At 42.6% G+C, this 24,011-nt stretch carries 25 protein-coding genes; 13 read left to right on the top strand and 12 right to left on the bottom strand.

What is annotated here, in order from left to right; translation table 11 throughout:
* The first annotated feature begins 325 nt into the window (after window positions 1-325).
* A complete protein-coding gene (locus tag EO95_RS03090) occupies window positions 326-1,744 on the top strand; it encodes an aspartate kinase (protein ID WP_048132072.1) in 1,419 nt (472 codons plus the stop codon).
* Between the two features lie 22 nt (window positions 1,745-1,766).
* The gene (purM, locus tag EO95_RS03085; RefSeq protein ID WP_048132070.1) at window positions 1,767-2,774 is read left to right on the top strand and encodes a phosphoribosylformylglycinamidine cyclo-ligase; all 1,008 of its coding nucleotides are present in this window, start codon (window positions 1,767-1,769) and stop codon (window positions 2,772-2,774) included.
* A 161-nt stretch (window positions 2,775-2,935) separates the two neighbouring features.
* On the opposite strand, the gene EO95_RS03080 is transcribed toward purM, so the two are convergent.
* Both EO95_RS03080 and EO95_RS03075 read right to left on the bottom strand, forming a co-directional pair.
* Window positions 2,936-3,310, bottom strand: coding sequence for a DUF1894 domain-containing protein (locus EO95_RS03080; RefSeq protein ID WP_048132044.1), 375 nt, complete (start codon window positions 3,308-3,310; stop codon window positions 2,936-2,938).
* On the bottom strand, window positions 3,307-3,765 hold the full coding sequence (locus tag EO95_RS03075; RefSeq protein ID WP_048132042.1) for a DUF1890 domain-containing protein: 459 nt from the start codon (window positions 3,763-3,765) through the stop codon (window positions 3,307-3,309). Before EO95_RS03075 ends, EO95_RS03080 begins: the two co-directional genes overlap by 4 nt.
* A 518-nt stretch (window positions 3,766-4,283) precedes the next feature.
* On the opposite strand from EO95_RS03075, the gene EO95_RS03070 reads away from it, so the two are divergent.
* A complete protein-coding gene (locus EO95_RS03070; RefSeq protein ID WP_048132039.1) occupies window positions 4,284-4,586 on the top strand; it encodes a DUF1894 domain-containing protein in 303 nt (100 codons plus the stop codon).
* A gap of 249 nt (window positions 4,587-4,835) precedes the next feature.
* On the opposite strand, the gene EO95_RS03065 is transcribed toward EO95_RS03070, so the two are convergent.
* The 4 genes from EO95_RS03065 to EO95_RS03050 all read right to left on the bottom strand — a co-directional run bounded on the left by EO95_RS03065 (window position 4,836) and on the right by EO95_RS03050 (window position 9,205).
* Window positions 4,836-5,402, bottom strand: coding sequence for a hypothetical protein (locus EO95_RS03065; RefSeq protein ID WP_048132038.1), 567 nt, complete (start codon window positions 5,400-5,402; stop codon window positions 4,836-4,838).
* A 52-nt stretch (window positions 5,403-5,454) separates the two neighbouring features.
* Window positions 5,455-6,642 carry a hypothetical protein gene (locus tag EO95_RS03060; RefSeq protein ID WP_235282835.1) on the bottom strand — a complete coding sequence of 396 codons (1,188 nt, stop codon included), beginning with the start codon at window positions 6,640-6,642 and terminating at the stop codon, window positions 5,455-5,457.
* 244 nt (window positions 6,643-6,886) lie between these two features.
* Window positions 6,887-7,948 (bottom strand): hypothetical protein, encoded by a 1,062-nt coding sequence (locus tag EO95_RS03055; RefSeq protein ID WP_235282834.1) that lies wholly within the window; start codon window positions 7,946-7,948, stop codon window positions 6,887-6,889.
* 150 nt (window positions 7,949-8,098) lie between these two features.
* The gene (locus EO95_RS03050) at window positions 8,099-9,205 is read right to left on the bottom strand and encodes a hypothetical protein (RefSeq protein WP_048132034.1); all 1,107 of its coding nucleotides are present in this window, start codon (window positions 9,203-9,205) and stop codon (window positions 8,099-8,101) included.
* Between the two features lie 355 nt (window positions 9,206-9,560).
* Here EO95_RS03050 and EO95_RS03045 point away from each other — a divergent pair, with 355 nt between their 5' ends.
* The 5 genes from EO95_RS03045 to hisC all read left to right on the top strand — a co-directional run bounded on the left by EO95_RS03045 (window position 9,561) and on the right by hisC (window position 14,217).
* Complete coding sequence (locus EO95_RS03045; protein WP_048132032.1) at window positions 9,561-10,043, top strand: PUA domain-containing protein; 483 nt, start codon at window positions 9,561-9,563, stop codon at window positions 10,041-10,043.
* A 417-nt stretch (window positions 10,044-10,460) separates the two neighbouring features.
* Complete coding sequence (locus tag EO95_RS03040) at window positions 10,461-11,447, top strand: hypothetical protein (protein WP_394297344.1); 987 nt, start codon at window positions 10,461-10,463, stop codon at window positions 11,445-11,447.
* Window positions 11,448-11,585: 138 nt separating this feature from the next.
* Entirely contained in the window at window positions 11,586-11,774 is a 189-nt protein-coding gene (locus EO95_RS03035; protein WP_048132027.1) for a hypothetical protein, read from the top strand.
* Window positions 11,775-11,948: 174 nt separating this feature from the next.
* Window positions 11,949-13,136 (top strand): acetylornithine transaminase, encoded by a 1,188-nt coding sequence (locus tag EO95_RS03030; RefSeq protein ID WP_048132067.1) that lies wholly within the window; start codon window positions 11,949-11,951, stop codon window positions 13,134-13,136.
* On the top strand, window positions 13,117-14,217 hold the full coding sequence (gene hisC, locus EO95_RS03025; RefSeq protein WP_048132025.1) for a histidinol-phosphate transaminase: 1,101 nt from the start codon (window positions 13,117-13,119) through the stop codon (window positions 14,215-14,217). Before EO95_RS03030 ends, hisC begins: the two co-directional genes overlap by 20 nt.
* Window positions 14,218-14,310: 93 nt before the next feature.
* Here the strand turns inward: hisC and EO95_RS03020 are convergent, their stop codons facing one another.
* The 4 genes from EO95_RS03020 to artA form a co-directional block, all read right to left on the bottom strand.
* Entirely contained in the window at window positions 14,311-14,667 is a 357-nt protein-coding gene (locus tag EO95_RS03020; RefSeq protein ID WP_048132024.1) for a dihydroneopterin aldolase family protein, read from the bottom strand.
* Between the two features lie 76 nt (window positions 14,668-14,743).
* Window positions 14,744-15,487, bottom strand: coding sequence for an archaetidylserine synthase (locus EO95_RS03015; protein ID WP_048132022.1), 744 nt, complete (start codon window positions 15,485-15,487; stop codon window positions 14,744-14,746).
* Between the two features lie 2 nt (window positions 15,488-15,489).
* On the bottom strand, window positions 15,490-16,116 hold the full coding sequence (locus EO95_RS03010; RefSeq protein ID WP_048132020.1) for a phosphatidylserine decarboxylase: 627 nt from the start codon (window positions 16,114-16,116) through the stop codon (window positions 15,490-15,492).
* A gap of 5 nt (window positions 16,117-16,121) precedes the next feature.
* Window positions 16,122-16,991: an archaeosortase A gene (gene artA / locus EO95_RS03005; RefSeq protein WP_048132019.1), complete on the bottom strand. Its 870-nt coding sequence runs from the start codon at window positions 16,989-16,991 to the stop codon at window positions 16,122-16,124.
* A 1,098-nt stretch (window positions 16,992-18,089) separates the two neighbouring features.
* Here artA and EO95_RS02995 point away from each other — a divergent pair.
* The 4 genes from EO95_RS02995 to priL all read left to right on the top strand — a co-directional run bounded on the left by EO95_RS02995 (window position 18,090) and on the right by priL (window position 20,985).
* Window positions 18,090-18,524, top strand: coding sequence for an NUDIX hydrolase (locus EO95_RS02995; protein ID WP_048132065.1), 435 nt, complete (start codon window positions 18,090-18,092; stop codon window positions 18,522-18,524).
* On the top strand, window positions 18,484-18,798 hold the full coding sequence (locus EO95_RS02990) for a transcription factor S (RefSeq protein ID WP_048132015.1): 315 nt from the start codon (window positions 18,484-18,486) through the stop codon (window positions 18,796-18,798). The genes EO95_RS02995 and EO95_RS02990 overlap by 41 nt, the downstream gene beginning before the upstream one ends.
* 344 nt (window positions 18,799-19,142) lie before the next feature.
* Window positions 19,143-19,880 (top strand): DNA polymerase sliding clamp, encoded by a 738-nt coding sequence (locus EO95_RS02985; RefSeq protein ID WP_048132013.1) that lies wholly within the window; start codon window positions 19,143-19,145, stop codon window positions 19,878-19,880.
* A gap of 7 nt (window positions 19,881-19,887) precedes the next feature.
* On the top strand, window positions 19,888-20,985 hold the full coding sequence (priL, locus tag EO95_RS02980) for a DNA primase regulatory subunit PriL (RefSeq protein WP_048132011.1): 1,098 nt from the start codon (window positions 19,888-19,890) through the stop codon (window positions 20,983-20,985).
* A 29-nt stretch (window positions 20,986-21,014) separates the two neighbouring features.
* On the opposite strand, the gene EO95_RS02975 is transcribed toward priL, so the two are convergent.
* Together EO95_RS02975 and EO95_RS02970 are read right to left on the bottom strand one after the other, a co-directional pair.
* Entirely contained in the window at window positions 21,015-21,479 is a 465-nt protein-coding gene (locus EO95_RS02975; protein WP_048132009.1) for a glyoxalase/bleomycin resistance/dioxygenase family protein, read from the bottom strand.
* A gap of 362 nt (window positions 21,480-21,841) precedes the next feature.
* Window positions 21,842-23,161 (bottom strand): cobyrinate a,c-diamide synthase, encoded by a 1,320-nt coding sequence (locus EO95_RS02970; protein WP_048132008.1) that lies wholly within the window; start codon window positions 23,159-23,161, stop codon window positions 21,842-21,844.
* 497 nt (window positions 23,162-23,658) lie between these two features.
* On the opposite strand from EO95_RS02970, the gene EO95_RS02965 reads away from it, so the two are divergent.
* Window positions 23,659-24,011: hypothetical protein (locus tag EO95_RS02965; RefSeq protein ID WP_048132006.1), on the top strand; the 353-nt coding region annotated here is incomplete at its 3' end.

Below are 24,011 nucleotides of genomic sequence, written 5' to 3'. Positions count from 1 at the left end.
ACATTATAATATAGTATCCATATCCTATACACGACAGGTTCTCAGCGTAAAAGATATTAAGCAGCAGGAGAGCCGGAGCATGCTGTTCTTTACAGGCAGGATTATATATGAAGAAGCGACCTGTAAGCGTAACAGGATTTATTTCAGAGTTTCTCAAAGTATATAATTAGTGCTAATGTCAGATTATAATTAATGCTAATGTCAGATTAGCTGAATACTGATCAGGATGGTCAAAATTAATTAACATCAAAATTGCTAAGAATCACATATAAGAAAAAAGAAAGATTTCGGAATATCCGACTTAATGCCAAAACGTGATCCGATCATGAAAATTATAATGAAATTTGGAGGAACTTCCGTTGGAGACGGAAAAAAGATCCGTCACGTTGCCCAGCTCCTTAAAAGATACTATGAGGAGGGCAACCAGATCGTGGTGGTAACCTCGGCACTCAGTGGAGTAACCGATAGGCTTCTGGAAAATGCTCGCCTTGCCTCAACAAAAGGTAAGGTTTCACTTGTAAAAGAGTTTAGAACAGAGCTTACAAACAAACACCACGAAGCCGTGAGGGATGCCATTGACGACCCCAATGTCGCAAAAGAAGTCCTCCAGACCCTTGACCTCCGGATTGAAGAGCTCGAAAAAGCCCTGATCGGGATCTGCTATCTGGGCGAACTTACCAACAGGTCAATCGACTATATCTCCTCCTATGGGGAGCGTCTGGCAGCTCCGATCGTTTCAGGTGCTGTCCGCTCCCTTGGAATCTCATCAATCGAATACACCGGAGGAGAAGCAGGGATTGTAACTACCTCGGATTACGGAAATGCCCGCCCTCTGGAAAAGACATACGAGCTTGTACCAAAGAGGCTAGGGTGCAGGCTTGAGTCCCATGTCCTTGTGGTCACAGGCTTTATAGGGGAAAATGAAGAAGGGATAATCACCACCCTTGGCAGAAGCGGATCTGATTTCTCGGCTTCCATCCTTGGTGCAGCCCTGAAAGCCGACGAGATCTGGCTCTGGAAAGAAGTTAACGGGATCATGACAACGGACCCGAGAATCGTCTCCGAAGCAAAGACCATCCCGCAGATCTCCTATGCAGAAGCCATGGAGCTCTCTTACTTTGGAGCAAACGTGCTGCACCCGCGTACCATTGAACCTGCAATGCGCGAACATATTCCTGTGCGTGTCAAGAACACCTTTGACCCGGAGTTCCCGGGTACACTTGTGGTGGCAGAGAAATTCCAGTGCAAGCACGTGGTAAAAGCAGTAAGCCTGATCAAAAACGTAGCCCTTATTAACATTTCAGGTGCCGAAATGGCAGGGACAGTCGGGACTGTGGCAAGGCTCTTTACCGCACTTGCAAGGGCAGGAGTAAACATCGTTATGATCAGCCAGGGATCTTCCGAGTCGAATCTCTCTTTTGTGGTCAGTGAGTCACATGTAGAGACTGCATTAAATGCCCTCCATGCCGAGTTCAACCGTGAAATCGTAAAGGAAATAACTTCGGATAAAAATGTATGTGTGGTCGCGGTTGTGGGTGCAGGTATGGCAGGAACTCCCGGAGTGGCAAAAAGGGTATTCGGGGCACTTGGAAATTCAATGATTAATATTATTATGATCAGCCAGGGATCTTCCCAGTACAACATCTCTTTCGTGGTAAGGGAAGATGAGGCATTTGCCGCAGTCAAAACCCTGCATGACGAATTCAAACTCTACAATGGAAATGGAATTGAAAAACAGCTATGAAGCAGGCAGGAAGGGTAAGAGAGTGAGCGAAAAGCACCTAACATACGCGGATTCGGGCGTGGATATCACAGAAGAAGAAAAAACCGTCAAAACCCTGATCGACAAACTGAGTTATGTTCGAAAAGGAATTGGAGCCCCCCTTACAGGGATAGGTCACTATGCAGGGCTCCTGGACTTCGGGGAGTATGCCCTTGCCATGACAACGGACGGGGTTGGCTCAAAAGTCCTTATTGCAAACGAGATGCAGCGCTGGAACACCGTTGGAATAGACTGCATCGCAATGAACGTTAACGACCTCCTTGCAATAGGGGCTGAACCTGTAGCCTTTGTGGACTACCTGGCCCTGGAAAAGCATGAAGAGGGCTTTGCAGCACAGATAGGAGAAGGGCTGCTGAAAGGAGCTGAAATATCCAGGATGTCTATTATAGGCGGGGAAACCGCAACCCTGCCTGATATCATCAAAGGTTTTGACCTCGCAGGCACCTGCCTTGGGTTTGTCAAAAAAGAGGATGTTATTGAAGGAGGAAAGGTCCAGGTAGGGGACGTAATTGTCGGTATTCCGAGTACCGGGGTCCACAGTAACGGTTACACTCTGGTGAGAAAGATCATAGAAGAATCCGGATACTCTTACCATGACCCCTGCCCCTATGACAGTTCAAAGACCATAGGAGATGACCTCCTGGAACCCACCAGGATCTATATCGAAGTCCTTGATGTCCTTAAAGCATGTGAAGTACACGGGTTTGCCCATATAACAGGCAGCGGGCTTTTGAAACTTAGAAGGGTAACAAAGCTAGGCTTTGACTTTTATGACCCTCTGGAGCCCCAGGAGATTTTCAAACTCCTGCAGAAAGAAGGCGGAGTTGAAGATCTTGAGATGTACAGGACCTTCAATATGGGAATGGGCTTTTTGATCATCCTTCCGGAAAAAGATGCCGCAAAAGCTGCAGAGATTACCGGCGGAAAAATCGTAGGAAAAATCGTGGAAAGCGGGATCAGGGTCAAAGACCTGATAATAGAACAAGAATAATAAGTGTAAAACCCGATTTTGATGTCAATTTAGAGGAAAATGAGGTAAAACTCTCTTCCCCTATATTGAAATCCCTTTTCTGTGGTAATCTTTTTCTGTGGTAATCTTTTTCTGTGATCTTGATCAGGGTAACCACTTGTAATTCATTTACTTCTTAGAATTCATTTTTTCCACATATCCAGGTAACTGCCAGAGGGTACCTTCGGACTCTCAGGAGGCTTGCCCTTCTTCAAAGAGGTCTTTACCTTTTCCGTCTCAGTCTCCCTGAGCCGACCTATTTCCTTTGTGCTGTCCTCGTTGTCTACGGTCAGGACAAAAGTTCCATAGCAGGGCTTTGTGTAGGTGAAGATCAGAGCGTTGCCTTTAGCCCCCAGAGCAATGGGAGGTACTCCTATAATGTGGTAGTCCTTGAAGATCTTGTAGCCGGGGGATACATAGTAAATCTCGTCCGAGTTATTCACAATGTACTCTCTGGCATCCTTGTAAGTTGTCCTATCCAGGAGGATCTCGTACTTCATCTGCTCAATACAGCTCATTTGACTATCTCCTCCATCACTTTGTCCAGCTTGTTCTTGAGACGAACGGGGTTGTGAACATCCTTTGAGACGATCTTTTCACAATCGAACTCGATGGTTTCGGCCAGAGCCTCGGCGTTCCTGCCAAAGACTATGGAGTACAGCCTGGACTGAGAAATGGCGCTCATAGTCGCAGCATAGGTCATTCCAGCATCGTTATGCATAAAGGCGAAACAGATGTCGAAATCCGTTCTTTTCTCCATAATATCCTCCAGGGTATTATCGAGACTCGCCAGCTTTTTTGCATAATAGCCGTCGGAATCAGAGACCTTCAAAAGCTGGGTTGCTGCACCTGTCCCGGCAACGGTTACATCGAATCCCAATTTAGTCAGCTTATGGGAAAGATACAGAGCAATGCTGGTTTGAATTGGGACCTCCGGACATCCCATCATGAGGAGTACTTTTGCGCCGGTCATAACATTTCATCTCTCATGTATTTTATCTGATGTATTATATCTGATGTCTCTTATGATGTATTTTATCTATAAGAATGGGATATGGCTAACCCTGAATTTTAACCTTTGCAATTGATATTTGGGCGGAAATCCTTGAAATCGGGACAACTTTTTAATTCAACATGTTCCTCACAGGTCCGTGTTTCAATCCCCTAAGGTCTGATTAACCATTACATGTTACACCAGTTTATGTATTAAACTTGTTGAGATCGGTCTTAAAACGGTTCAATCTTCCCACACGCAAAAAGGTTGCAGAAATAATTTGGATTAAATTAAGGATTCCTATAGAGCTCTCTGCCTACAGAGCCCTCTGATTTCTACAGAGCCCTCTTTTACTTTTTTCAGAATAGACTATCTCTATATATCATCCCCCCGTAATTTTAATTTGTAGAGATTTAATTAGCAATCATTTGAGGCAGCGATAGCCACCAGAATCTTTCTGGCCTGATCTAAAAGAAAAAATCATAAAAGGTACAAAAATGGTATGTTTAAGCGACTTTAACTATGAGATCCTCCTGAAAAATGCAACCCCCAAAGAGTGTGAAAGCGTTGTTAAGGAGCATTCAGAGGATATGTACCTGGTACCCGGAGGGTACGATATAAAAGGTATTTTCCTTCTGGGTACAGCTATTCCTGTTGGTTTTTCAGGAAATGACATAATATTTCAATACATAAAGCCCTGCTTCGGTCTCTTTGTAATCAGGATGAAAAATGAAGCAGAGGAAATCAAGAAACTTAGGGAGCAGTACAAAAAGGATAAAAATGTAAAGAAGATAAAATAAAGGTTGACAAAAGAACTATTATCTGTAGCTGTTTGTTTTCCCTTTAAAGCTTCTTTTATGTTTATTATCAAGTTATTTTTACGCTGATTTTCCTGCATTTCTTAGTTTCAGATTACATTTTAGTACCAGGTCACCTTTTATTTAAGGTTATATAATACAGAGCGAAGCTTTTGGTCTAAGTTTCACTTTTCAGACCTTCACTTTTCAAGGTTTTACTTTTCAAGGTTTTACTTTTCAAGGTTTTACTTTTCAAGGTTTTACTTTTTTCGTACATGAAGCCCTGCACTCAAAGAACCCGGCTGCAGGCAATTCGTGGATTGTGGTTGCAACAATAATGCCTTCTCCGATTTCTTTTGCAACCATAACGGGCCTGCCTTTGTCATCCTCAAGAACAATTTCAGCATCGGTTTCTGAGAAATAGCCATCACATCCTGCAGGAGGAATAATGTTTTCGATAAGTTTCTGAGCTTCATGTTCGCCCACGGGATGAGGTGTGCAGGAGTTTTCTTCCATTACGTACTTCAGGGAGAAAGGCAGCCATTCATACTCGTATTCGGGGACAAGAGGACTGAAGACAAGCAGGGTTCCACCTTTTGCCACAAATCTATCAAGGGAACGTTTGCCGCGTTCAAGCCCAACACCTGTTTTCGTATACTGCTTATTTGCAAATCCGGTAGGCAAAATAAGAATTTTACATGCAGGCAGATAAGGAGTACCCAGGGACGTTGAAAGTGCCCTACTGCACTCGAGCCCATATTCAATAAACAGTTTTTCAAAAAGAAGAGGGCTGTCCCAGAGTAGAATTACGTCACTCATGAAAAGTGATAGGAAACTCCCGCATATGAATTTATCCATCTGGGTAAAAAATTCATGGTGTAAAGGATGGCTCAGCCTCCGCATCCACAAGTCCGGATTCGGAGATGTGGCTGAGGTCCATGTTTTTACCGAATTCGAAAACAATCATGTGGGGGCTTGAAGTGACTGTAAAAAGATAACCAATAGAGGCGAAAATATTTGAGTAGTACCGTATGAAGCGTTCACAAACTTTTCTATCAGAGTAATCGTGAATCAATTTAACATATTCATTGCCTTTCTCAGTACAGACCTCAATATCGCTTCCTATACTGTCAGTAAGGTAAAGTTCTTTAAAAATCATTATGTGCTCTGCAAGGGTGAAAGTCTCCGGCGGTTTGCCTGCAAGCAATTCGAATTCTCTTGCCATGTCGTCAACTGAAGGAAGATTTCCTGAGACAAATGCTTCAAAAACTTTTTTGTTCATGTTGAGCCGCTGGTAGTTCTGCTGCCTGTAGATCTTGATAAGATTTTTCCAGAGCTCCGGCCGTCTCTGAACCTCCCGGAAAGTACCTTCCATTGACCCGAAATGTTCTTCAAACCCTTTCGGGACTTTTTCATAATTAAGGAACTCGACCCGCCTAAAATAGATTTTAGTTACATTGGACCTGTTGAAAAGTCCCTGTAAGTCCAGTTTCATCTGCTTTGCCAGATAGAGAGCAAGGCTCTGGGCAATTACTCCCCTGAAACAGGGGTTGCCGTTTGAAAGGGTCAGGATTACAGTTTCCGGTTCCGGGCTTCCAGTGCATTCAGCGTCAACTTTAATTCTCCAGCCCATTTTATCATTTAGTGCGTTTACGTAACTAACAAAATCAGGAATTTTTTTAATAGTATATGGGTTTATTAACTCATATACAGTCGATTCTTCAATAAGCAGGCCTGAGGTTTTCTTAATAAACCACTCAAGCATGGTATGATGGATAAGCAAAAATTCTTCTTCCTCAACCATTTTATTACGTGATTCGGCATTCTTTGAAGCATTACTTGAGTCTTTTTCTCCCTTCTCATTCTTATTTGTATCAAGAGCCTGAGAGGCGATTTCAATAGAATCCCTTATCGCTGCACTTAAGTTTCCATTGTTTTTGTCCAGAAAGGGCTTTAATTTGTCTATATAGCATTGATCAATCGAGATGTTTTTGCGGACTATCAAGCGGACTTCCTCTTTTCCCTTTTTGGAAGCACAGGAAATTGGGACTTTTCTCATCCCCCGTACTTTTCCATTTTTATGAATCAGTATTAGATTGTAGCTTCTACTTATTAATTTTTTTGCTAGAAGAAAGAACCGAAAATATATATATGTAGAGGAAGAGTTCAAGAAGAAAAAGACAAGAAAACAGTTACATACGAAATAAAAATAACAAAAATAACAACAGACTAAAAGTTCCGTTTACGCGAACAAATGAGCCAAATTATTTAGTCTGTAAGAGAAATCAGAAGGAAGAGAAATTTCAATATTTGCAGCTACGGGAAGGATAGACATAACAGGTGTCTGCGAACTCGATAATAATAAGATTTGATACGGTCCTGACATCAATAATATAACCTGCTGTCTGGAATATATTTGAAAATAGCTTTACAAGTTTCGCAATAGCAATTTCTTCGAAAAATTGATGTCGAATTTTTATAATTATTTTTCCTCTATCAACTGTCCTTTCAACATCATTTGCAAGATTGGTAACAGAAATTAATTTTTTGAAAATGGCAAACAGTTCGTAAAGCGGAATTTCCTGAATAGGTTTGCCTGCAGATACCTCAAAAAAGCTTATCACATCAGGAATCTCCCCGGAAAGAAAGATTTCAAAGACGTCCTTGTTAAGATTTATCCGCTGATACCTCTGCAACCTGTATCTTTCCACCAAGGAGGTCCAGAATTCCGGCTTGCTTCTAATTTCTTTAAGAGTATAGTCAAGAGTTCCGAAGTTCTTTCTGATCCCCGGAGGAACCTCCATGTCAGACCTGTATGCTTTGAGAAAAATTCTGATAGAATTAGATTTCCTATGGACAAAAGAAACATCCATGCTCAGATAACGACCCAGAAAAATAGAGATTACCTCAGCAATAAAAGCTCTTAAACTGGGATCCCCGTTTTCAAGCACTATTACCTCGGTTTTATCCTCCTCCCAGGTGTTGAGGGAAACTTCAATTTCCCATCCCATATTCCGGCTACGTGCATTGAGATACTCCAGGAGGTCAGAAACATTTTTTATCTGATACGGATTGAGAAATTCACTTACAAGTTCATCATCTATCAATATCCCATCGGTATTTTCAATAAACCACCTGAATGAAAGCTGGCTAATCAATATGCACTCTCCGCTCTCGATCAGACTGTTGCGAATTTCAGGATACTTTGTTGAACCCTGTGTAAAATATTCCAGGGCGTTTTCTACTGACCCGTGTCCCTGAAGGGCAGCATCTGCAAGCTCTATTGCATCCCTGATTGCAGCACTCAGGTTCCCGTTGTTTTTGTCCAGAAAGGGCTGTAGTTTCTGGAGGTATTCATCTTCCATAGAAACGTTTTTGCGAATCAAAGGTCATCCCTGCTTTATAAAGAGTGCTTTTCAACAAACAACCTGGCAGTGCCGGTACACTATGAGCTTAAAGACTACAAGCAAGTTTACAAGAGCCGTGCATATATATATAAAAGTTGTTATTTTATATTAAGAATCCATAACTTGGGAACCTTCCACAACATCTCGTTTTGAAGTATCAGGAAGAGTGAAATCAAACATAATGAGTTTGGATACGTAACTCACACTGAAGTTGTGCCAGCCGGAATTAAATACATTGGAAAACAGCTGAATCAGTGTTAAAACCACGCTCTCTTCAAAATAATTATGCCGGATTTTTATATTCTCTTTTCCTTTCTCAGCACATATTTCCACGTCATCCACTAGCTGGGAGGCAACTACAAGGTATTTAAAGAGAGGGAGCAGTTCCGAAAGAGGAATCTCACGGAGTGGACGGTCGGCTTTAATCTCAAAATATTTTGTTATATCCGGAAGATTTCCTGCTACCAGGGCTTCAAAAAAGTTCTTATCCAGGTTTACCCTCTGATAATTGAATTTTTTGTAAAGATCCGCAAGCGTTACCCAGAAATCAGGTTTTCGTTCAATTTCCCTATACAGGAGATCTTTGGAACCGAAGTGTTTCCTCACGCCGGGAGCTTTTTCCTGCAGGTCATGCCGAAAAAAACTTTTCAGGTATATGGTAATTGAATTGGACTTCCGGTGTACAGCCTCAACGTCAAAATTCATCCAGCGCGCAAGGAAGATGCAGACTATCCCCACAAGAAACTCACGGAAGTCCCGATCTCCGCCGATGAAATCCATGGTGAAGGATTCGGGTTCGACTTCTTCCTTGAAGGAACACGAGACTTCTATTTTCCAGCCCATGCTTTTACTGCCGCAGTTAAGGAATTCCTTTAACTCGGGAACTGTAGTAAGGAGGTAAGGATTAAGCAGTTCGTGGACAACATCCTCATCCATAAGTTTGCCGACACTGCTTTTCACAAGCCATTTCATAGTCTTCTGGCTCATCATTACACATTCGCCGCTCTGAATAAGCTGTTCCCTTATCCCAGGGAAACTTTCCCTTTTTCTCAGGTTTTCAGCGATCTCATCTGGAGTTCCATAGTTTTCAGGGCCAGGACTGGACAGGTCAATGACTTCACGTATAGCTGCGCTTAAATTTCCTCCATGTTTTTCCAGCAGAGGCTGGAGTTTTAGGAGGTGAGCTTCATCTAAAGAAACGTTTTTTCGAATCAACAAAATCCTCGGGTTTTCGTTTTTAAAATGTGGTTGGTGCTGAAGAGATTCCGTTTGCAGGATTTCAGCACCTGAGGGTCCCTGAGAGTTATATTTATAGCCCTCTTTCAAATCAGGCAATTAATTATTTATTATTTACATTCAAGAATTACTTATTATTTACATTCAAGAATTACTTATTATTTACATCAGTACGAAATTTGTACTTCCAGACAGTTACTGGTTAAAATATACAAAATATAAATAATTTATTATTTCATATGGAAAATATAAATTTAATGATCTCCCGGAAGTTTATTTTTGGAAGTATGGGTGACCGGAACGGCTTTAAGGTCTGCATATATTATTTACCCTCATGAACTGCAATGTAGAAAGACTTTCGAGGGTCCGTATGATTGCGGATTACCAGTTCGGAAAAGGTACAGGAAAAGAGCTTTTCCCTGACGGATCAACGTTCCAGTTATCAAGGACAAAAAGAGTACGCCAGGTCTTTCACTCAGGTAATAGAATTGCAACAGCCAGAGCAAAGGATGGTTTTTTCACGCTCAGTATTGAAGGAGCTTCCATAGTCCACAGGCTTCTTCCCGGGAAAAGGCTCAGGGTAGTTGTTTCGGAAGATGCTGTTCCTTTTGTGGAGGCAGGCAAAACAGCTTTTGCAAAGCATGTAATTGAGATTGATCCTGAACTCCGTGCAGGAGAAGAAGTACTTATTACAGATAAAGCAGACAGGTTGCTTGCAACAGGGCAGTTGCTCTTATCCCCTGCAGAGATCCTGTCTCTTGACAGCGGGGCAGCTGTAGATGTACGGGTAGGAACTGCTTCGAAAAAAGAAGAATGACCCATCCATGTCGGAAAAGGGGAAGCAAAAAGGTATTTTTACATTTTATACGAATTTTCATAGATCTAGATATAATATATAAGGTGTTATCTTTACTGCTCAAAAATGCCAGCATAAGCGGAAAAAATGGATAAGAATATATCATAGATAGTTATTTTTGAATGAATACTACTCGCAAAATAAATAATTGTATTTTCAGCACCGTGGTTTTAAAAACCACACTCTGAAACCTACACCAGATAACAGAAAACAGTTTCCCCGGAGAGTGAAAGTATCTCAGAGCCCGAGCAGATCCTAAAGCATCTTCTGGTTCCCGATAATACCAGAATAGAAACAAACAGGATTATAGTTGAGGGAGACGTTATTATCGGCAACCACTCCAGTATCCAGTACGGCATATCTGGAGATATGGTCATTATGGGAGAAGGGGTTGCAGTTTCCGGAGACGTGATAGCGTGCTCTGATGCCAGGATTGACATGTGGTCAAAAATGGGAGGCAGGGTAGAAGTCGGCAGAAACGCCTACCTAGGAGAATTCGTTGCCATTGATGGAAAACTAACCGTCGAAGGGGACCTGGACGTAGGAAAGGAAGTCAAAATCAAAGGCGGGTTTGAAGCCAAAGGCTGGATAGTTGTCAGGAACCCGGTCCCTGTAATCATATTTTTGTTTCTGTACATCAGGGAGATGATGCGCCTTGGAAAGGGAGAGGAAGTAGAAAAAGCCCTTGAAGAGCTTTTTGACGACTCCGAAGAGGACCTGGAGTCTGATGGGAAGGAGCCCGCTGAAAAAATACTTATCATACCCACAGGCACAAAAATAGCTCCTGAAGCCATTGAAGTTGGTGGAGACGCGGTTATCGGAAGCAACTGTTATCTAATAGGAAATTTAAGGGCACAATCTGTCGAAACCGGAAAAGACCTGATCCTGAAGGGAAGCGTTTATTCCGAGGGTAAGATCAGCATAGGAGAAAGCAGCACTATCTATGGGAATCTATCTTCAAAAGGACAGGTACATATTGGCCGTAACACCAGAGTCTTTGGGGGAATAAAAGCCGAGTCCGTCTTGTTGCATGAAAACGCAAGGGTAGACGGTACGATAAAGGCACCATCGGGAGTATCTTTCTTACGGGAAGCTGGAGAAAAGCCAGTTCTTGCAGATGTTAACGCTTTAGGGAAAGTGATTCCAAGAGAAACAAAGGAAGCTTTACCTCAAGATGGGCTTCTGAAAGCTCTGGACATAATTGAGATAGACTCACTCATAAAAACCAGTGCAAAAGCTAAAAACGGCTTTGTACCAGGCAGGGAAGGAATTTCTGCCAGGACCACGGCGTTAGGAAGGACCCGGCGCACTGGAGGAGTGAGAAGATTAAGAAGAAGACATGAAGCCGGAGAACACCAGAGCTGATCATAATTCCGGCTTACGTCCGAAGCTCCTGAATCCAGAATTCTTCGACTCAGAATTTTTTCAGATAGGCTGCTCCTGAAACATTGAATCATTCTGTGAAGCCTGATTTTGTTCTTATGCAGGAAAATTCCATAGAACATGGAAAAAATAATGCAGAAAATTTTCTTTTTTCAGAGAAAGCAGCAAATAGTCAGTAATATTCTTAGGGAATCAGGGATTCTTAGGGAATCGGGAATTCTTAGGGAATCAGGGATTCTTAGGGAATCAGGGATTCTTAGGGAATCGGGGAATAATCTGGTTTTTGGTGAAGGTAGGGGAAAAATTTAAACTGAGAAATTAGTTAATCAGGAAATTATAAAATCCAGAGATAAAGTCCTTTAGAAATCAGCAGTCCATTAAGATAATAAATACCGCTGAAACACTAATTAAATCCTCAGATAAATTTTCAAGGTTAAACTTTAAAATAAGCTTATGATCACAAATTCAAGGAAAGGAATTCACTTGACAGAAAACATTATTGAATCCGGCGACCTGCAGGCAAGGTACAATTCCGTTATAGAAAAAGACTCAAAGTATGTAATGCAGACTTATGGACACCAGCCCCTTGTGCTTTCAAAGGGTAAGGGAGCGGTTGTCCAGGATATTTACGGAAAAGAGTATATCGACTGCGTGGCAGGCATCGCGGTAAACAATGTAGGGCACTGCCACCCGACAGTTGTTAAAGCAATCCAGGCACAGGCTGAAAAACTGATTCATGTTTCCAATCTCTATTATACTGAAATCCAGGCAGAATTTGCAGAAACCCTTGCCTCGATTACAGGCATGGAGCGCGTCTTTTTCTGTAACTCTGGAGCTGAATCCGTAGAAGCTGCAATGAAACTGGCTCGCGTGGCTTCGGGAAAAGGCGCCTTTGTAGCAGCCGAACACTCCTTCCACGGCAGGACTATAGGAGCCCTCAGCGTGACCCACAAAAGCATGTACAGGGACCCCTTCATGCCGCCTGTCAGTTCAGAGACTACATTTGTTCCATATTCCGATGCCAACGCCATCAGGCAGGCAATTAATGAAAATACCGCAGCAGTGATCCTTGAGCCCATTCAGGGTGAAGGCGGGGTAAACATACCGGACCCCGGATACTTAAAAGAAGTAAGGGAGATCTGTGATGAAACCGGCACCCTCCTTATCTTTGATGAAGTGCAAACCGGATTTGGAAGGACAGGGACCTGGTTCTGCAAAGAGCAGTTCGGAGTCGAGCCTGATATTATGAGCATGGCAAAAGCCTTAGGAGGAGGGCTCCCCATGGGTGCCATTGCAGCTCGTAGCGGGCTAAGTTTCGGGCGCGGACAGCATGCTTCTACCTTCGGAGGCGGGCCTCTTGTCTGTGCGGCAGCTCTTGCTTCTATCCAGGCAATAAAGGAAGAAAAGCTTCTGGAGCGCTCAAAGGAAATGGGAGCTTATTTCATGGAAAAGCTCTCAGGCATGGCAAGGGACGATGTTGTGGAAGTCCGCGGGAAAGGGCTTATGATAGGAGTTGAAATCAAGTACCCCTGCGGCAAATTTGTAGACTTTGCAAGGGAACACGGCGTGCTTGTAAACTGCACCTCGGACTCAGTACTCCGCCTTGTCCCTCCACTTGTGATTACGAAAGAGCAGATCGATACGGTAGTTGATGTTCTTGAGCAGGCCTGAACTGATAAAAAAAGAAATCTTTGATATTGCAGAGTACGTTCCCGGAAAGTCCATAGAAGAGATAGCTTCGGCTTACGGGCTTAATCCCAGATCGATTATCAAACTGGGCTCAAACGAAAACCCCCTGGGTCCCTCCCCGAGAGCTGTCCAGGCTCTTGTAGAGGCAGCCCCAGGAGCAAATATCTACCCTTCAGCAGATGCACGGGAACTGAGAGAAGCCCTCTCTAAATACACAGGTTTTCCTGTATCAAACATTGTTGCCTCCGGACCCGGAATGGATGGGCTTCTAGATGGGCTTTGCAGGATAATCATTGAAAAGGGAGACGAGGTTATTATCCCTACCCCGACCTTTGCCTATTACGAATTGCCTGCCAGAGCCTGCGGTGGAAAACCGGTATTTGTCAGGCGGAACCCCGACTTTTCCCTGGACCCTGAAAAGGTTCTTGAAGCCGTATCTTCCAGGACAAAGATTATTTTCCTCTGCTCCCCAAACAATCCTTCAGGCAACCTCCTTCCCGAAGCTGACCTGAGGAAAATCGTTGAAAATACCCATGCCCTTGTGTTTGTGGACGAAGCGTATGTAGAATTTGCGGACGGGAACCTTGCAGGGCTTGTAAGGGAATATGACAACCTTGCGATTGGAAGAACCTTTTCCAAGGTATTCGGGCTTGCAGGGCTGCGTCTGGGCTATGGGATAATGCCTGAATGGCTTGTAAAGGAGTATTCAAGGGCAGCCACCCCATTTTCGGTAAGCCTCCCGGCTTTAAGGGCAGGAGTAGCCGCACTTTCGGATACAGACCACCTGAGTAAAAGCATAAATCTTGCAAGGGAAGGCAGAGAATACCTGATAAAAAAGATCCCATTTACGGTTTATCCTTCACAGGCAAACTTCGTACTTGTAGATGTTGCTCCTTTGAAAGCAAAAAAGATCACGGAAAGCCTTATGATGAAAGGAATAATCGTGCGCTCATGTGATTCTTTCAGGGAAGCTGGAGATTCTTTTATCAGGGTAACAGTCGGCACCCCTGAACAGAATGAAAAGGTAGTCAGGGCTTTTGAAATTTCAAAAAAAGAGGTTTAAAAACCCCTGATTCCCTTAAATTAAATATTTAATTTTTTAGGCATTCAAATTCTTAAGTTTATTCAATTTTTTAAGTTTATTTGGCCCTTAATTTTATTCGATATCCTCAATTTTCATCAATGGATAATTCAGTTCAGAATCGAATTCCATCGCAACTTTCACCCGTGAAGAGCCGTATTTTACAGTGATTTTAACTTCAAGCATGGGTCCCTGAAGTTCGGTGTATCCGAACTCACTGTTTAACTTACTTTTTAAGAGGTCCCGGTCGATTTTCACGGAAATATTTTCCACAAAAGGCTGAACTGAAATGCTTTCCTGAATAGCCTGCTCAAGGCTCGAAACTGTTTTCAGGTTTACCGGAGACCCCGTAAATTGATGGTAGAGAGCTCCCAGTTTTATTCCTGCTTCGAAGAGTGCGTTATCCCTATCGGTTATTTTGTTTTCGGTCAAATAAACTTCTCCTTGTTAATTCAATGTGCCAGTGAGAAACTATAGTAATCTTTGTATAGTAACCTTTGAACTGGCTTTAATGCTTTTCTTTCCTCCCTCCGGCTTTCAGTCCCTTTTTGTTCCCGTAATCTTTACTGCTAACAACGCTAATCAGAGGGATCTTCAAGAAAGGAGAAAACAGGTAGGTCAACATCAGAATAAAGGGCAGGAAAGAAAAAAACCGCATATACTGGAGATCAATAAAGTACAGAAAACCAGTTATCCCGAAAACCGCAGCTACGAAAGCCAGGACCTTGATATTCCTTATCTTCGGATAATTTACGGAACTCACCATAAGGATAGAAAGAGCAAGAGTCAGAGCCAGCAGGAAATCTATCCTCACGATACTTTCGCCAAGCAAAAGGTACGTAACCAGCATAATGCAGCCTGCGGTGATAGGAAGCCCTTCAAATCCTGTCTTCGGGGTAGATATCGTAGAATTAAAACGAGCGAGCCTGAGCACACCACATACAGCATAAAAAACTGCAAATATCGCGACAAGAGGTTCGTTTTCCCCGAATTCCAGGAATATGAGAAGAGCAGGGGCAACCCCAAAAGAGACTGTATCTGCCAGGGAGTCAAGTTGCTCCCCGAGTTCTCCCCCTTTGAATCTGCGGGCAATGTATCCGTCCGCCCCATCTGCAACTGCCGCAATCAGGAGTAAGATCAAAGCAAAGCCAAAAGAGTTACTCTGGGCAGCTACTGCAATGGAGCCAATCCCGCAGATCAGGTTCAAAAGAGAGACCAGGTCCGGGAGTCTTAACATTTGAAATACGTTCATATTCAAAAGTCCCTGTCATTTTTTATTGTTGCTATAACGGTCTTGCCTGCAAGTACCCGCTCCCCTTTACAAACTGTAATGTCGAAATCATGAGGAATTGTTACGTCGACTCTGGACCCAAAACGGATCATTCCGATACGCTGTCCCTGTTCAACAGTGTCATTCACACCTGAATATGTGACAATTCTGCGGGCGATGGTGCCTGCAATCTGTGTGACCTGTACATCCCCGTACTTGCTATGGATAAGGAACTCGTTTCTTTCATTCCTTTCCGAATCCTTACAAAAAGCAGGGAGATAACCACCTTTCTTGTAGGTAATTTCCCTGATTCGTCCGGAAATCGGAGCTCTGTTTACATGTACATTCTGAAGGAACATAAAAATGCAGATTTTCCTGTCCCTGATATCGATAATCGTACCGTCGGCAGGGGAGATCATATAAGTGTCAGAGACTTCTACCTTTCTTTCGGGGTCCCTGAAAAAGATAACCATAAAGAAAGTTAATGCCATCCCCATATAAGCTGCATGATTAAGAAAGGGTAAACTATTCGTTGCCCTTGAGAGAATTGCAAACAGGGCAGTTACAGACGCAGCTGTAAAAAGCCAGGGTTCAGATCCTTTTGCGATCATTGATCTCATTCCCCAGCAAATCTATGCAGAAGATATTTCAATTCTTCGGAAAGTATGACCCAAAGGCCGTCGATCATTCCCAGCAACTCAGGCAGAATCTTGAGTACTGCATATGAAATTGCAAAGAGAGCGATCCCTGACCCTGCCTTTGCAATGTAGTTGTGGGCAATTATGAAACTATCAGCACCAAACCACTGTTCTCCATAAGCTACAACCACAAAAATATCCCTGATAAGGTTGAGCACATAGATCACAGGTACGGATACGATGAAAGCCATGACCAGACGATTCAGGGGAGCTTTGACCGCACCTATTAGCCCCATAAAAAGAGCAATACTTTCAATCGCAGTACAGGCCAGGATAATCTCAACCGTATACCCATTAAGGGTTATCATATTCCATGCTTTCATGTATGCCGGGATATCGAAGTACTGAAGAACCCAGATAACCTGTGAGGTAACGTTGCCAATTATCCAGGTGTTCAGGGAAGAGAAATTTGCAAACGGGAAATAAACAAGAGCACCAAGGGCACTTGCACTTGTAATCATTGAAGTTATGTCAAGGGAATCTCCCGCAATCTGAGTTGAAACTTCCGAGTGCATCACTTCTCTATTCTTTTTTATAAGGAGAGGGCCTTCCCTGTACTCCCTAAACATGATATATGCCATAAGTAAGCAGAACAGGGCAAATACAAATGTAAGGCCCACATTGGCATAGTCCAGGGTCTCAATGTAGTGGAGAGGCTGGTAACCCCAATGGATGGAAAAAACACCCCACCCTATACCCCCTACCAGTTTATGAACTCTTGAGGTTCTGGGGATAACGGATGACGCAATCATTAACCCAACTGCGAGCCAGAGTACACTTTCGATCATTTTTCACGCACCTTTTTGCCTGGGATGAATACATTCCAGATTCTATAGTTCTTCTGTGATATTGGAAAATCCCAAGCAAATTCTGAAGTTTCCGGAAAGTAGAACATGAAATTCTCTAAAATAATTAATAGATTTCCATAGAGCTTCTACAAAGGACTTAAAGTTTTCATAACCATAAGTATTAAGGAATTCAAAGGTTATGGATTTTACTTTCTGATATAACGAATTTACAGTCTTGAGAATTATTACCCCCTGAGAAGCCATGCTAGGGCACTGGCAGATACAACCTGAAAGTAAATATCTACCAGATGAGGCAATCCCAGTATTATAATGTAGACGGTTTCAGGTTAGGTAACTATTCATTGGTCATCGGTTAAGGAATTTTCTTGCCCTAAAGCTATCGATTTTGTACTGGAAGCCAGCCTTAAGTTTTGGCATAATTACACGAAATCGATACCTTGTTCCGGCCTCCAATTGAATCAAATATTTGACAAATGTTGTGGAAGTGGAGGCAATTTATTCCGATTCTTCACTTAACCGGAGACGCATGGGTAACTATTGAGTATTATGGATTACAGGCATCTGACCTAACTCTAGATATATAAATACCTGCCCAGATTTCTGCAGTCAGGCATTTGAGGATGTTAAGAACCCTGTAGATAGATAACAAATTACATTGTAGATAGATAACAAATTAGTATTGTAGATAGATAACAAATTACTATTATAGAAAAATAACGGATTATAAAGCATTTCCATATATAAGGAAAATTACCCAGATTAAAAAGTTCTGAAAAAATATCTAAAGAGCTTTTTGGGAATCTAAAAAAGAGAAACCTTTAATAAAGACTACTGCGTAAGTGACTTTTTTGCTTTATAGAGACTCGACTCATAGCACAGAGAACCGGAGAACAACTCAAAAAAGAATTAAAAAGAATGGAAAAGTTGAGAAGAATAATTGAAATATGATGACGAGTTTCTACAATATGCACAATACTAATATATTATTATATCTGGCAAAACGCCAGAAAAAGCTAATCAGGAAGGAGATTGGTAGAGGAAAAAGATCTCACGGAAAGTAAACTTCGAAGGCTTTTTATGAAACATAATGCCCCCAGCCTAACCGTTGATGCTGTAATTCTCTTTAAAAACAAGCTTGTTCTGGTGAAGAGAAAATACCCCCCATATGAGGGAGAATTTGCCCTTCCTGGAGGCTTCGTTGAAATCGGGGAAAGTACAGAAAAAGCAGCTTCCAGGGAAGCTTTTGAAGAAACAGGCCTTTCTGTAGAGATTCTCAAACTTATCGGTGTCTATTCCGACCCTGAACGCGACCCCAGGAGACATACAATCTCAGTGTGCTACCTTGCGAAAGGATACGGAGATTTAAAATCAGGCTCTGACGCTGATGCCGTTGAACTTTTTGAGCTTGATTCAATTCCTGAACTGGCTTTTGACCACAATAAAATGATAAATGACGCAAAAAGTGATATTAATGCAGTTCTGTACCAAATGCAAAAGTATGATGTTTCCTAAAGATGGTAACTACCAATGTAGAAAATGTGGGAACATAATACCGATTGAAAATAACGAAAAGAATTTCGTCTCCAAAGCCAAGATTGACGATCATGAAGTAGTAGTACTCGAAGGTGAACAGACTTCAGGCCTGCCAACAACGAGTGTAAAATGCCCGGAGTGCGGGAACAATACAGCAGCCTGGTGGCTCAGACAGCTCAGGTCTGCAGATGAATCCGAGACCCGTTTTCTCAAATGTACGAAGTGCGGGTTTACCTGGAGAGAATACGACTAAATTCCACAACCTTTTCTTAGGGCCCTTCTTAAAAATGTACTTTTTAAAAATGTACTTTTTAAAAACGTACTTATTAAAAATGTACCTCTGGAAAACGAATTTTCAGGTCAGAACTTCTTTTATGTCTCAGGCAGAGCCTGTTGCTTCCTGATTTTCTGACCAAGATTTATATAGTTGCCGGGACTTTGAATCTAATAGTTTATCCCGATTCCATATATGGCTACTTATTCCGATTCGGAAAATTTTCCTCAAAAGGATAGAAAATCCTAGATCGTAAGGAAATTTATATATCCAAGTGATAGATAAGGAGTTTAAGGCTTAAATTTATTTGATGGAGAAGAATCATGTTCAAGGCAGCAATTAATGCAGAGCTTCTGAAAGACGCGATTGCCGCACTGGCTGTAATTGTAGATGAAGTTAGATTTAGAATAAAACCCGAAGGTATTTCGGTAAAAGCAGTTGATCCTGCCAACGTTGCAATGGGGATTTTTGAGCTTGGATCATCGGCTTTTGATGAATACAGCGCTGATGAGTGTGAGATCGGACTCGACCTGAATAAGATTACCGACCTGCTGGGAATTGCGGACAAGAGCGATACAGTTAGGATGGAACTTGAAGAAGGAAGCAATAAACTCCTGATTGATGTAGGAGGGCTGTCCTATACTCTTTCTCTTCTGGACCCTTCAACAATCCGTGCAGAACCCAGAGTTCCCCAGCTCGATCTGCCTGCCAAAGTTGTCCTGAATGGTGCAGACCTCAGGCGTGCCGTAAAAGCCGCAGAAAAGATAAGCGACCATATGCTCATGGGAGTTTCTGGCGATACTTTCTATATGGAAGCAAAGGGAGACACCGACAAGGTCCGCCTGGAGATGGGCAGAGACCAGCTAATCGACCTGAAAGCAGGAGAAGCCTGTTCTCTCTTTTCCCTGGATTACCTGACAGATATAGTCAAACCCACAAACAAGGTAAATGAGGTCACCCTCTCTCTTGGCAGAGATTTCCCTGTCCTGATTGACTTTGAAATTGCAAACGGTGCAGGAAGAATATCCTATCTCCTGGCTCCGAGAATAGAATCGGACTAAGGGTGGCATGCAGGCCGAAAAACTTGCATATTACCCATTTATTTCAGAAGCATCTGCCCATGTTGGAAACCTGGGAATTTCTCTGGAAAACCTGCTCAATTCGCGAGCTTACAGGGCTGCAAGATCCCGTGGAATAGAAAGGGTAAAAGAAGCTCTTGAAGGAGAAATTAAAAAATCCCCTGTCTCAGGGGAAGTCCAGGTACTCTCGGAACTCCTTTCCTATCCCTTTGCCAGGATGCTGGTTGCCTGTGTGGATGACCAGCTCTTTACCCGGCGCTATGCTCTGGCAGAAGCCAAGGCTGCCTACGCTTTTTTAAGAAACGAAACCCCGAATTTTCTGCTCGAATTCGGGGAAGATTTTGGAATCTCGGCAGATTTCAGGGACTCCTATTTCAGTATGCATTTTACGGACTATATTCGCTTTTCAAATTCCCTCAAAGACCCCTCCTGGAAACTGACAAACCGCCAGCTCAGGGCAGGCAAAATAAAAATAACAAAGGAAGAGTTTGCAAGGCTTCTTGAAGAAGCAGTCAGGGAAAGGATCGAACAGTCCTTCCCCATCCCGGAAATTCCTCCCGAAATCTCCAGCTTCTGCTCCCCCTACGTTTCCGAGATAAAGGAACAGTTCGAGGTCCAGAAAAAGAAATTCGGGGCTACGGACTTCGGAGCTGTTGAGCCCGACCTCTTTCCTCCCTGTATTGCCCATGCGCTTGCAAACGTACAGGGTGGAGTTAACCTTGCCCATTCGATGCGTTTTGCAATGACTTCTTTCCTGCTGAGCGTGGGGATGTCAGTGGACGAAATCCTGAACCTTTTCAACATCTCCCCTGATTTTGATGCGGAAAAAACCCTCTACCAGATTGAACACATCGCAGGCGCTACAGGCAATGTATACAAACCCCCTGCCTGCGACACTATGAGGACCTATGGCAACTGTGTAGGAAAAGATGGGCTCTGCGAAAAAATCAGCCATCCCCTTGGGTATTATGAGAAAAAGGTCTACATAAGAAATAAAGAAAGGGAACAGGGGAAGAAACAGGAAGATGAGAACGAAAAGGGAAACGAAAAGGGGAACGAAAAGGGGGGAACGAAGAGGGAAAAATGAAAAAAGAGAATGAAAAGAAGTATAGCTGGTTATAAAAACTGCCTGACAAATTCTTCTGGCATTAAAGTGCGTTTAGAGGTTTCTTCGACCGATGACCCTTCATTCAAGAGCCTTTTTACTACGCTTTCCATTGGTTCCCCAACTTCAACAATGTGCATATCAGGATCGTAAAATCTGATAACCCTCTGCCCCCAGGGCTGTTCTTTTAATCCGTGTACATATTCAATGGAATCCATATCTTTTAGCTTTTGAAGAAAACTATCTAAATCGTCTTCTTCAAAATACAATTCACAATTATTTGATTTTTGAACAATATCTTTTTTGTTTATATTTAGTAACTCTGAAAAATGCGACTTTAAATGTATTGCAAAGCTGCCCTCAAATGATACGTTTTCGCCAAAGTCACACTGTACTTTTTGATTGAGAACTTTTTCGTAAAAGTTCCTGGAAATTTCCATATTGTTGACAACGATAAGCGGGCATATAAATCTCATTTTATCCCTTCCTCTTATAGTGAGAACGATACCTTATATGGTTCATTGTTCCAAATTATTGTTCATATTAATTGTGAAAACCTGTTCAACAAATCTTCTAGGCATCCATTCTCAGGATTCATTCCAGCATATTACCTCTGTTTCTAAAATTACTTTGGTATTTATTAATCTCAGCCTAGCAGGCTGAAAGTGTTTTTTCCTGGAAGTTCAGAGAAAAAGCCTCATGAAAACGCGTTAAAAGGAAAAAAGGTATTTAGAGAAGAGATATTTAAAGGAGAGATTTGAAAAGAGATTTTTTTTACCTCTCCTCTGATACTTTATTTTCTTCGGTACCATTTGATTTTCTTCTGTCTTCCCTGCATTTACCGTCTTTTGTATTCCCTGCATTTCCCCACGAACTTATCTACCGGGAAGCTGGAAGGATGGGAGTGCATGTATCCTGCAAGGGTATTGTGTTCCACAAGCCCGTCAAACCCGTCCTGTATGCCTTTCCCGCGGATCATTTCGTATGCAAACCTGGCATCACGGTCGCATTCCGTAAGGGAGTAATGGAATTCGTGACCTCTGATATTGTGGGAAGAGAAGTTTTTGTCAAGGGGGCGGGCTTCGGTATACCCCAGAGCCTTCAGACGGTTTGTCATGCGGGTATTTGCAGGCACAACATCAGCCAGTTTATATGTCCTGTCTTCTACTTCATAAGTTCCGCAGAGATAGAGCAAGCCGCCGCATTCCGCATAGATGGGAAGGCCGTCAGCTGCAAGTCCTTTCAGTTTCCGGGTAGTCTCTGAGTTTTCAAGGACTTCTGCATAGAGTTCAGGGTAGCCGCCTCCAAGGTAAATTCCGTCTACATCCGGAACGTCACCTGCCATAGGGCTAAAAAATATTACTTCTGCTCCGCTGTCTCCGAATGCATCGAACATATCCCGGTAGTAGAAACAGAACGCGGGGTCCCAGGCAACTCCGATCCTGAGATCTGTAGCTGGTCTCTGAATTACCTCAGCCTCCGGAACCGAACAGGGCTCAGCAAGTTCAAGCACCGCATCAAGGTCAACATTTTCTTCAATAAAGGCTGCCATTTCCGCAGTGTTGTAGTCCTTTTCATGCGCCATGTAGAGCCCCAGATGCCTTGAAGGGACCTCAATATCTTTCCTTCGGGGAATTGTGCCGATAACAGGAATGTTGCCCGGAAGCGCATTCTTTACAAGTTCTGCATGGCGAGGGCTGCCTACCTGGTTCAGGATAACGCCTGCAACCCTGACTTCCGGATCGAATTCGGAATAACCTTTCAGGAGAGCTGCGGCACTTCTTGACATGCCGTGGACATTGATTACCAGAATCACCGGAATATCCAGAGTCTTTGCTACATGTGCCGAGCTTGCAATTTCCGTAGAGTCAATCCCATCAAAGAGCCCCATGACACCTTCAACGACAGCAATGTCAGCATCTTCAGACGTACGGGCAACTGTCTGCCTCACCCCTTCCGTGCCCATCATATAGGTGTCCAGATTCCTGGAAGAGCGCCCGCAGATGGCTGTGTGGTGGGAAGGGTCAATGTAATCCGGCCCTACCTTATAAGGCTGGACTCTTAGTTGCCTGTGCTTGAGGGCAGCCATAATACCCATGGAGACTGTGGTTTTTCCAACTCCACTATGGGTTCCTGCGATAAGTATTCCTTTTGTCATTTGGTAACTATTGTATAAATTAATATATATAAGGTTATTAATCAAGCTGTTTCGAGCGCTTTATGCCGTTTTCAAGAAAGGGATGAAAAGAAATGAGAAGGAATGAAAAGAATTTAGGAGAATTTGCGTAAAAAGTGTGAATAAATTATATTCATTAGGAGAAATTAGGATTAAAACTGAACCAATTAATACCAACATTTGCAATTTATTAATTAACTGTTAATTCAACCTCTTAGGAACCATTATAAAATAAGATGAAGTGTTATAAAGTTTTAAATTTACTTTTACCAGAGTATATAGCACAATCAAGTGTTAAATGTATTTTACCGGTTTTATTATTCGATATAAAGGCTTAAATACGGTTTTTAATTTTGGTTTTGGGCAAGTAGTGTAAGTATTTTTATATGTTTAACTGTGCCGATACTTTTAGGTTCCAGATCTTCTCAGATAAAATGAGCAAGATCAGACAAACTAGTAGGAACAATTGGAGGGAAAAAATGCACTTCAGTGAAAAACCAATTATAAAAATTCTGGCATGTGCTTCTATTATAATAATGATGTCAAGTTTAATTACTGCAGGAGCAGTTTCCTGTAATGCTCTTACATCTGCAGAAACCCCTACAGTTTCCTGTGACACTCTTGCAAATTGTGGACAGGCAAACTGTAATTCATGTGACTGTGAATCTATTGTAGCCTGTAATCAGGCAAACTGTGAATGTGACTCATGCGGCTGCGATTCTATTACAGACTGTGATAAAGCAAACTGTAATTCATGTGACTGTGAATCTATTGCAGACTGTGACAGAGCAAACTGTGAATGTGACTCATGCGACTGCGATTCTATTGCAGA

The sequence above is a fragment of the Methanosarcina sp. 1.H.T.1A.1 genome, assembly GCF_000979295.1.
In the GTDB taxonomy this organism is placed as follows: domain Archaea; phylum Halobacteriota; class Methanosarcinia; order Methanosarcinales; family Methanosarcinaceae; genus Methanosarcina.
The sequence above is the reverse complement of the archived record's forward strand: the minus strand, read 5'-3'. Positions and strand labels throughout refer to the sequence as shown.

Coding starts and splice junctions, on each gene's coding strand:
- EO95_RS03090 (WP_048132072.1), top strand. CDS start 326: ATGAAAATTATAATGAAATTTGGAGGAACTTCCGTTGGAGACGGAAAA.
- EO95_RS03080 (WP_048132044.1), bottom strand. CDS start 3,310: ATGAGCTGTATTGAGCAGATGAAGTACGAGATCCTCCTGGATAGGACA.
- EO95_RS03075 (WP_048132042.1), bottom strand. CDS start 3,765: ATGACCGGCGCAAAAGTACTCCTCATGATGGGATGTCCGGAGGTCCCA.
- EO95_RS03070 (WP_048132039.1), top strand. CDS start 4,284: ATGGTATGTTTAAGCGACTTTAACTATGAGATCCTCCTGAAAAATGCA.
- EO95_RS03065 (WP_048132038.1), bottom strand. CDS start 5,402: ATGAGTGACGTAATTCTACTCTGGGACAGCCCTCTTCTTTTTGAAAAA.
- EO95_RS03060 (WP_235282835.1), bottom strand. CDS start 6,642: ATGAGAAAAGTCCCAATTTCCTGTGCTTCCAAAAAGGGAAAAGAGGAA.
- EO95_RS03055 (WP_235282834.1), bottom strand. CDS start 7,948: ATGGAAGATGAATACCTCCAGAAACTACAGCCCTTTCTGGACAAAAAC.
- EO95_RS03045 (WP_048132032.1), top strand. CDS start 9,561: ATGAACTGCAATGTAGAAAGACTTTCGAGGGTCCGTATGATTGCGGAT.
- EO95_RS03040 (WP_394297344.1), top strand. CDS start 10,461: ATGGGAGAAGGGGTTGCAGTTTCCGGAGACGTGATAGCGTGCTCTGAT.
- EO95_RS03035 (WP_048132027.1), top strand. CDS start 11,586: ATGGAAAAAATAATGCAGAAAATTTTCTTTTTTCAGAGAAAGCAGCAA.
- hisC (WP_048132025.1), top strand. CDS start 13,117: ATGTTCTTGAGCAGGCCTGAACTGATAAAAAAAGAAATCTTTGATATT.
- EO95_RS03015 (WP_048132022.1), bottom strand. CDS start 15,487: ATGAACGTATTTCAAATGTTAAGACTCCCGGACCTGGTCTCTCTTTTG.
- EO95_RS03010 (WP_048132020.1), bottom strand. CDS start 16,116: ATGATCGCAAAAGGATCTGAACCCTGGCTTTTTACAGCTGCGTCTGTA.
- artA (WP_048132019.1), bottom strand. CDS start 16,991: ATGATCGAAAGTGTACTCTGGCTCGCAGTTGGGTTAATGATTGCGTCA.
- EO95_RS02995 (WP_048132065.1), top strand. CDS start 18,090: ATGAAACATAATGCCCCCAGCCTAACCGTTGATGCTGTAATTCTCTTT.
- EO95_RS02990 (WP_048132015.1), top strand. CDS start 18,484: ATGCAGTTCTGTACCAAATGCAAAAGTATGATGTTTCCTAAAGATGGT.
- EO95_RS02985 (WP_048132013.1), top strand. CDS start 19,143: ATGTTCAAGGCAGCAATTAATGCAGAGCTTCTGAAAGACGCGATTGCC.
- priL (WP_048132011.1), top strand. CDS start 19,888: ATGCAGGCCGAAAAACTTGCATATTACCCATTTATTTCAGAAGCATCT.
- EO95_RS02975 (WP_048132009.1), bottom strand. CDS start 21,479: ATGAGATTTATATGCCCGCTTATCGTTGTCAACAATATGGAAATTTCC.
- EO95_RS02970 (WP_048132008.1), bottom strand. CDS start 23,161: ATGACAAAAGGAATACTTATCGCAGGAACCCATAGTGGAGTTGGAAAA.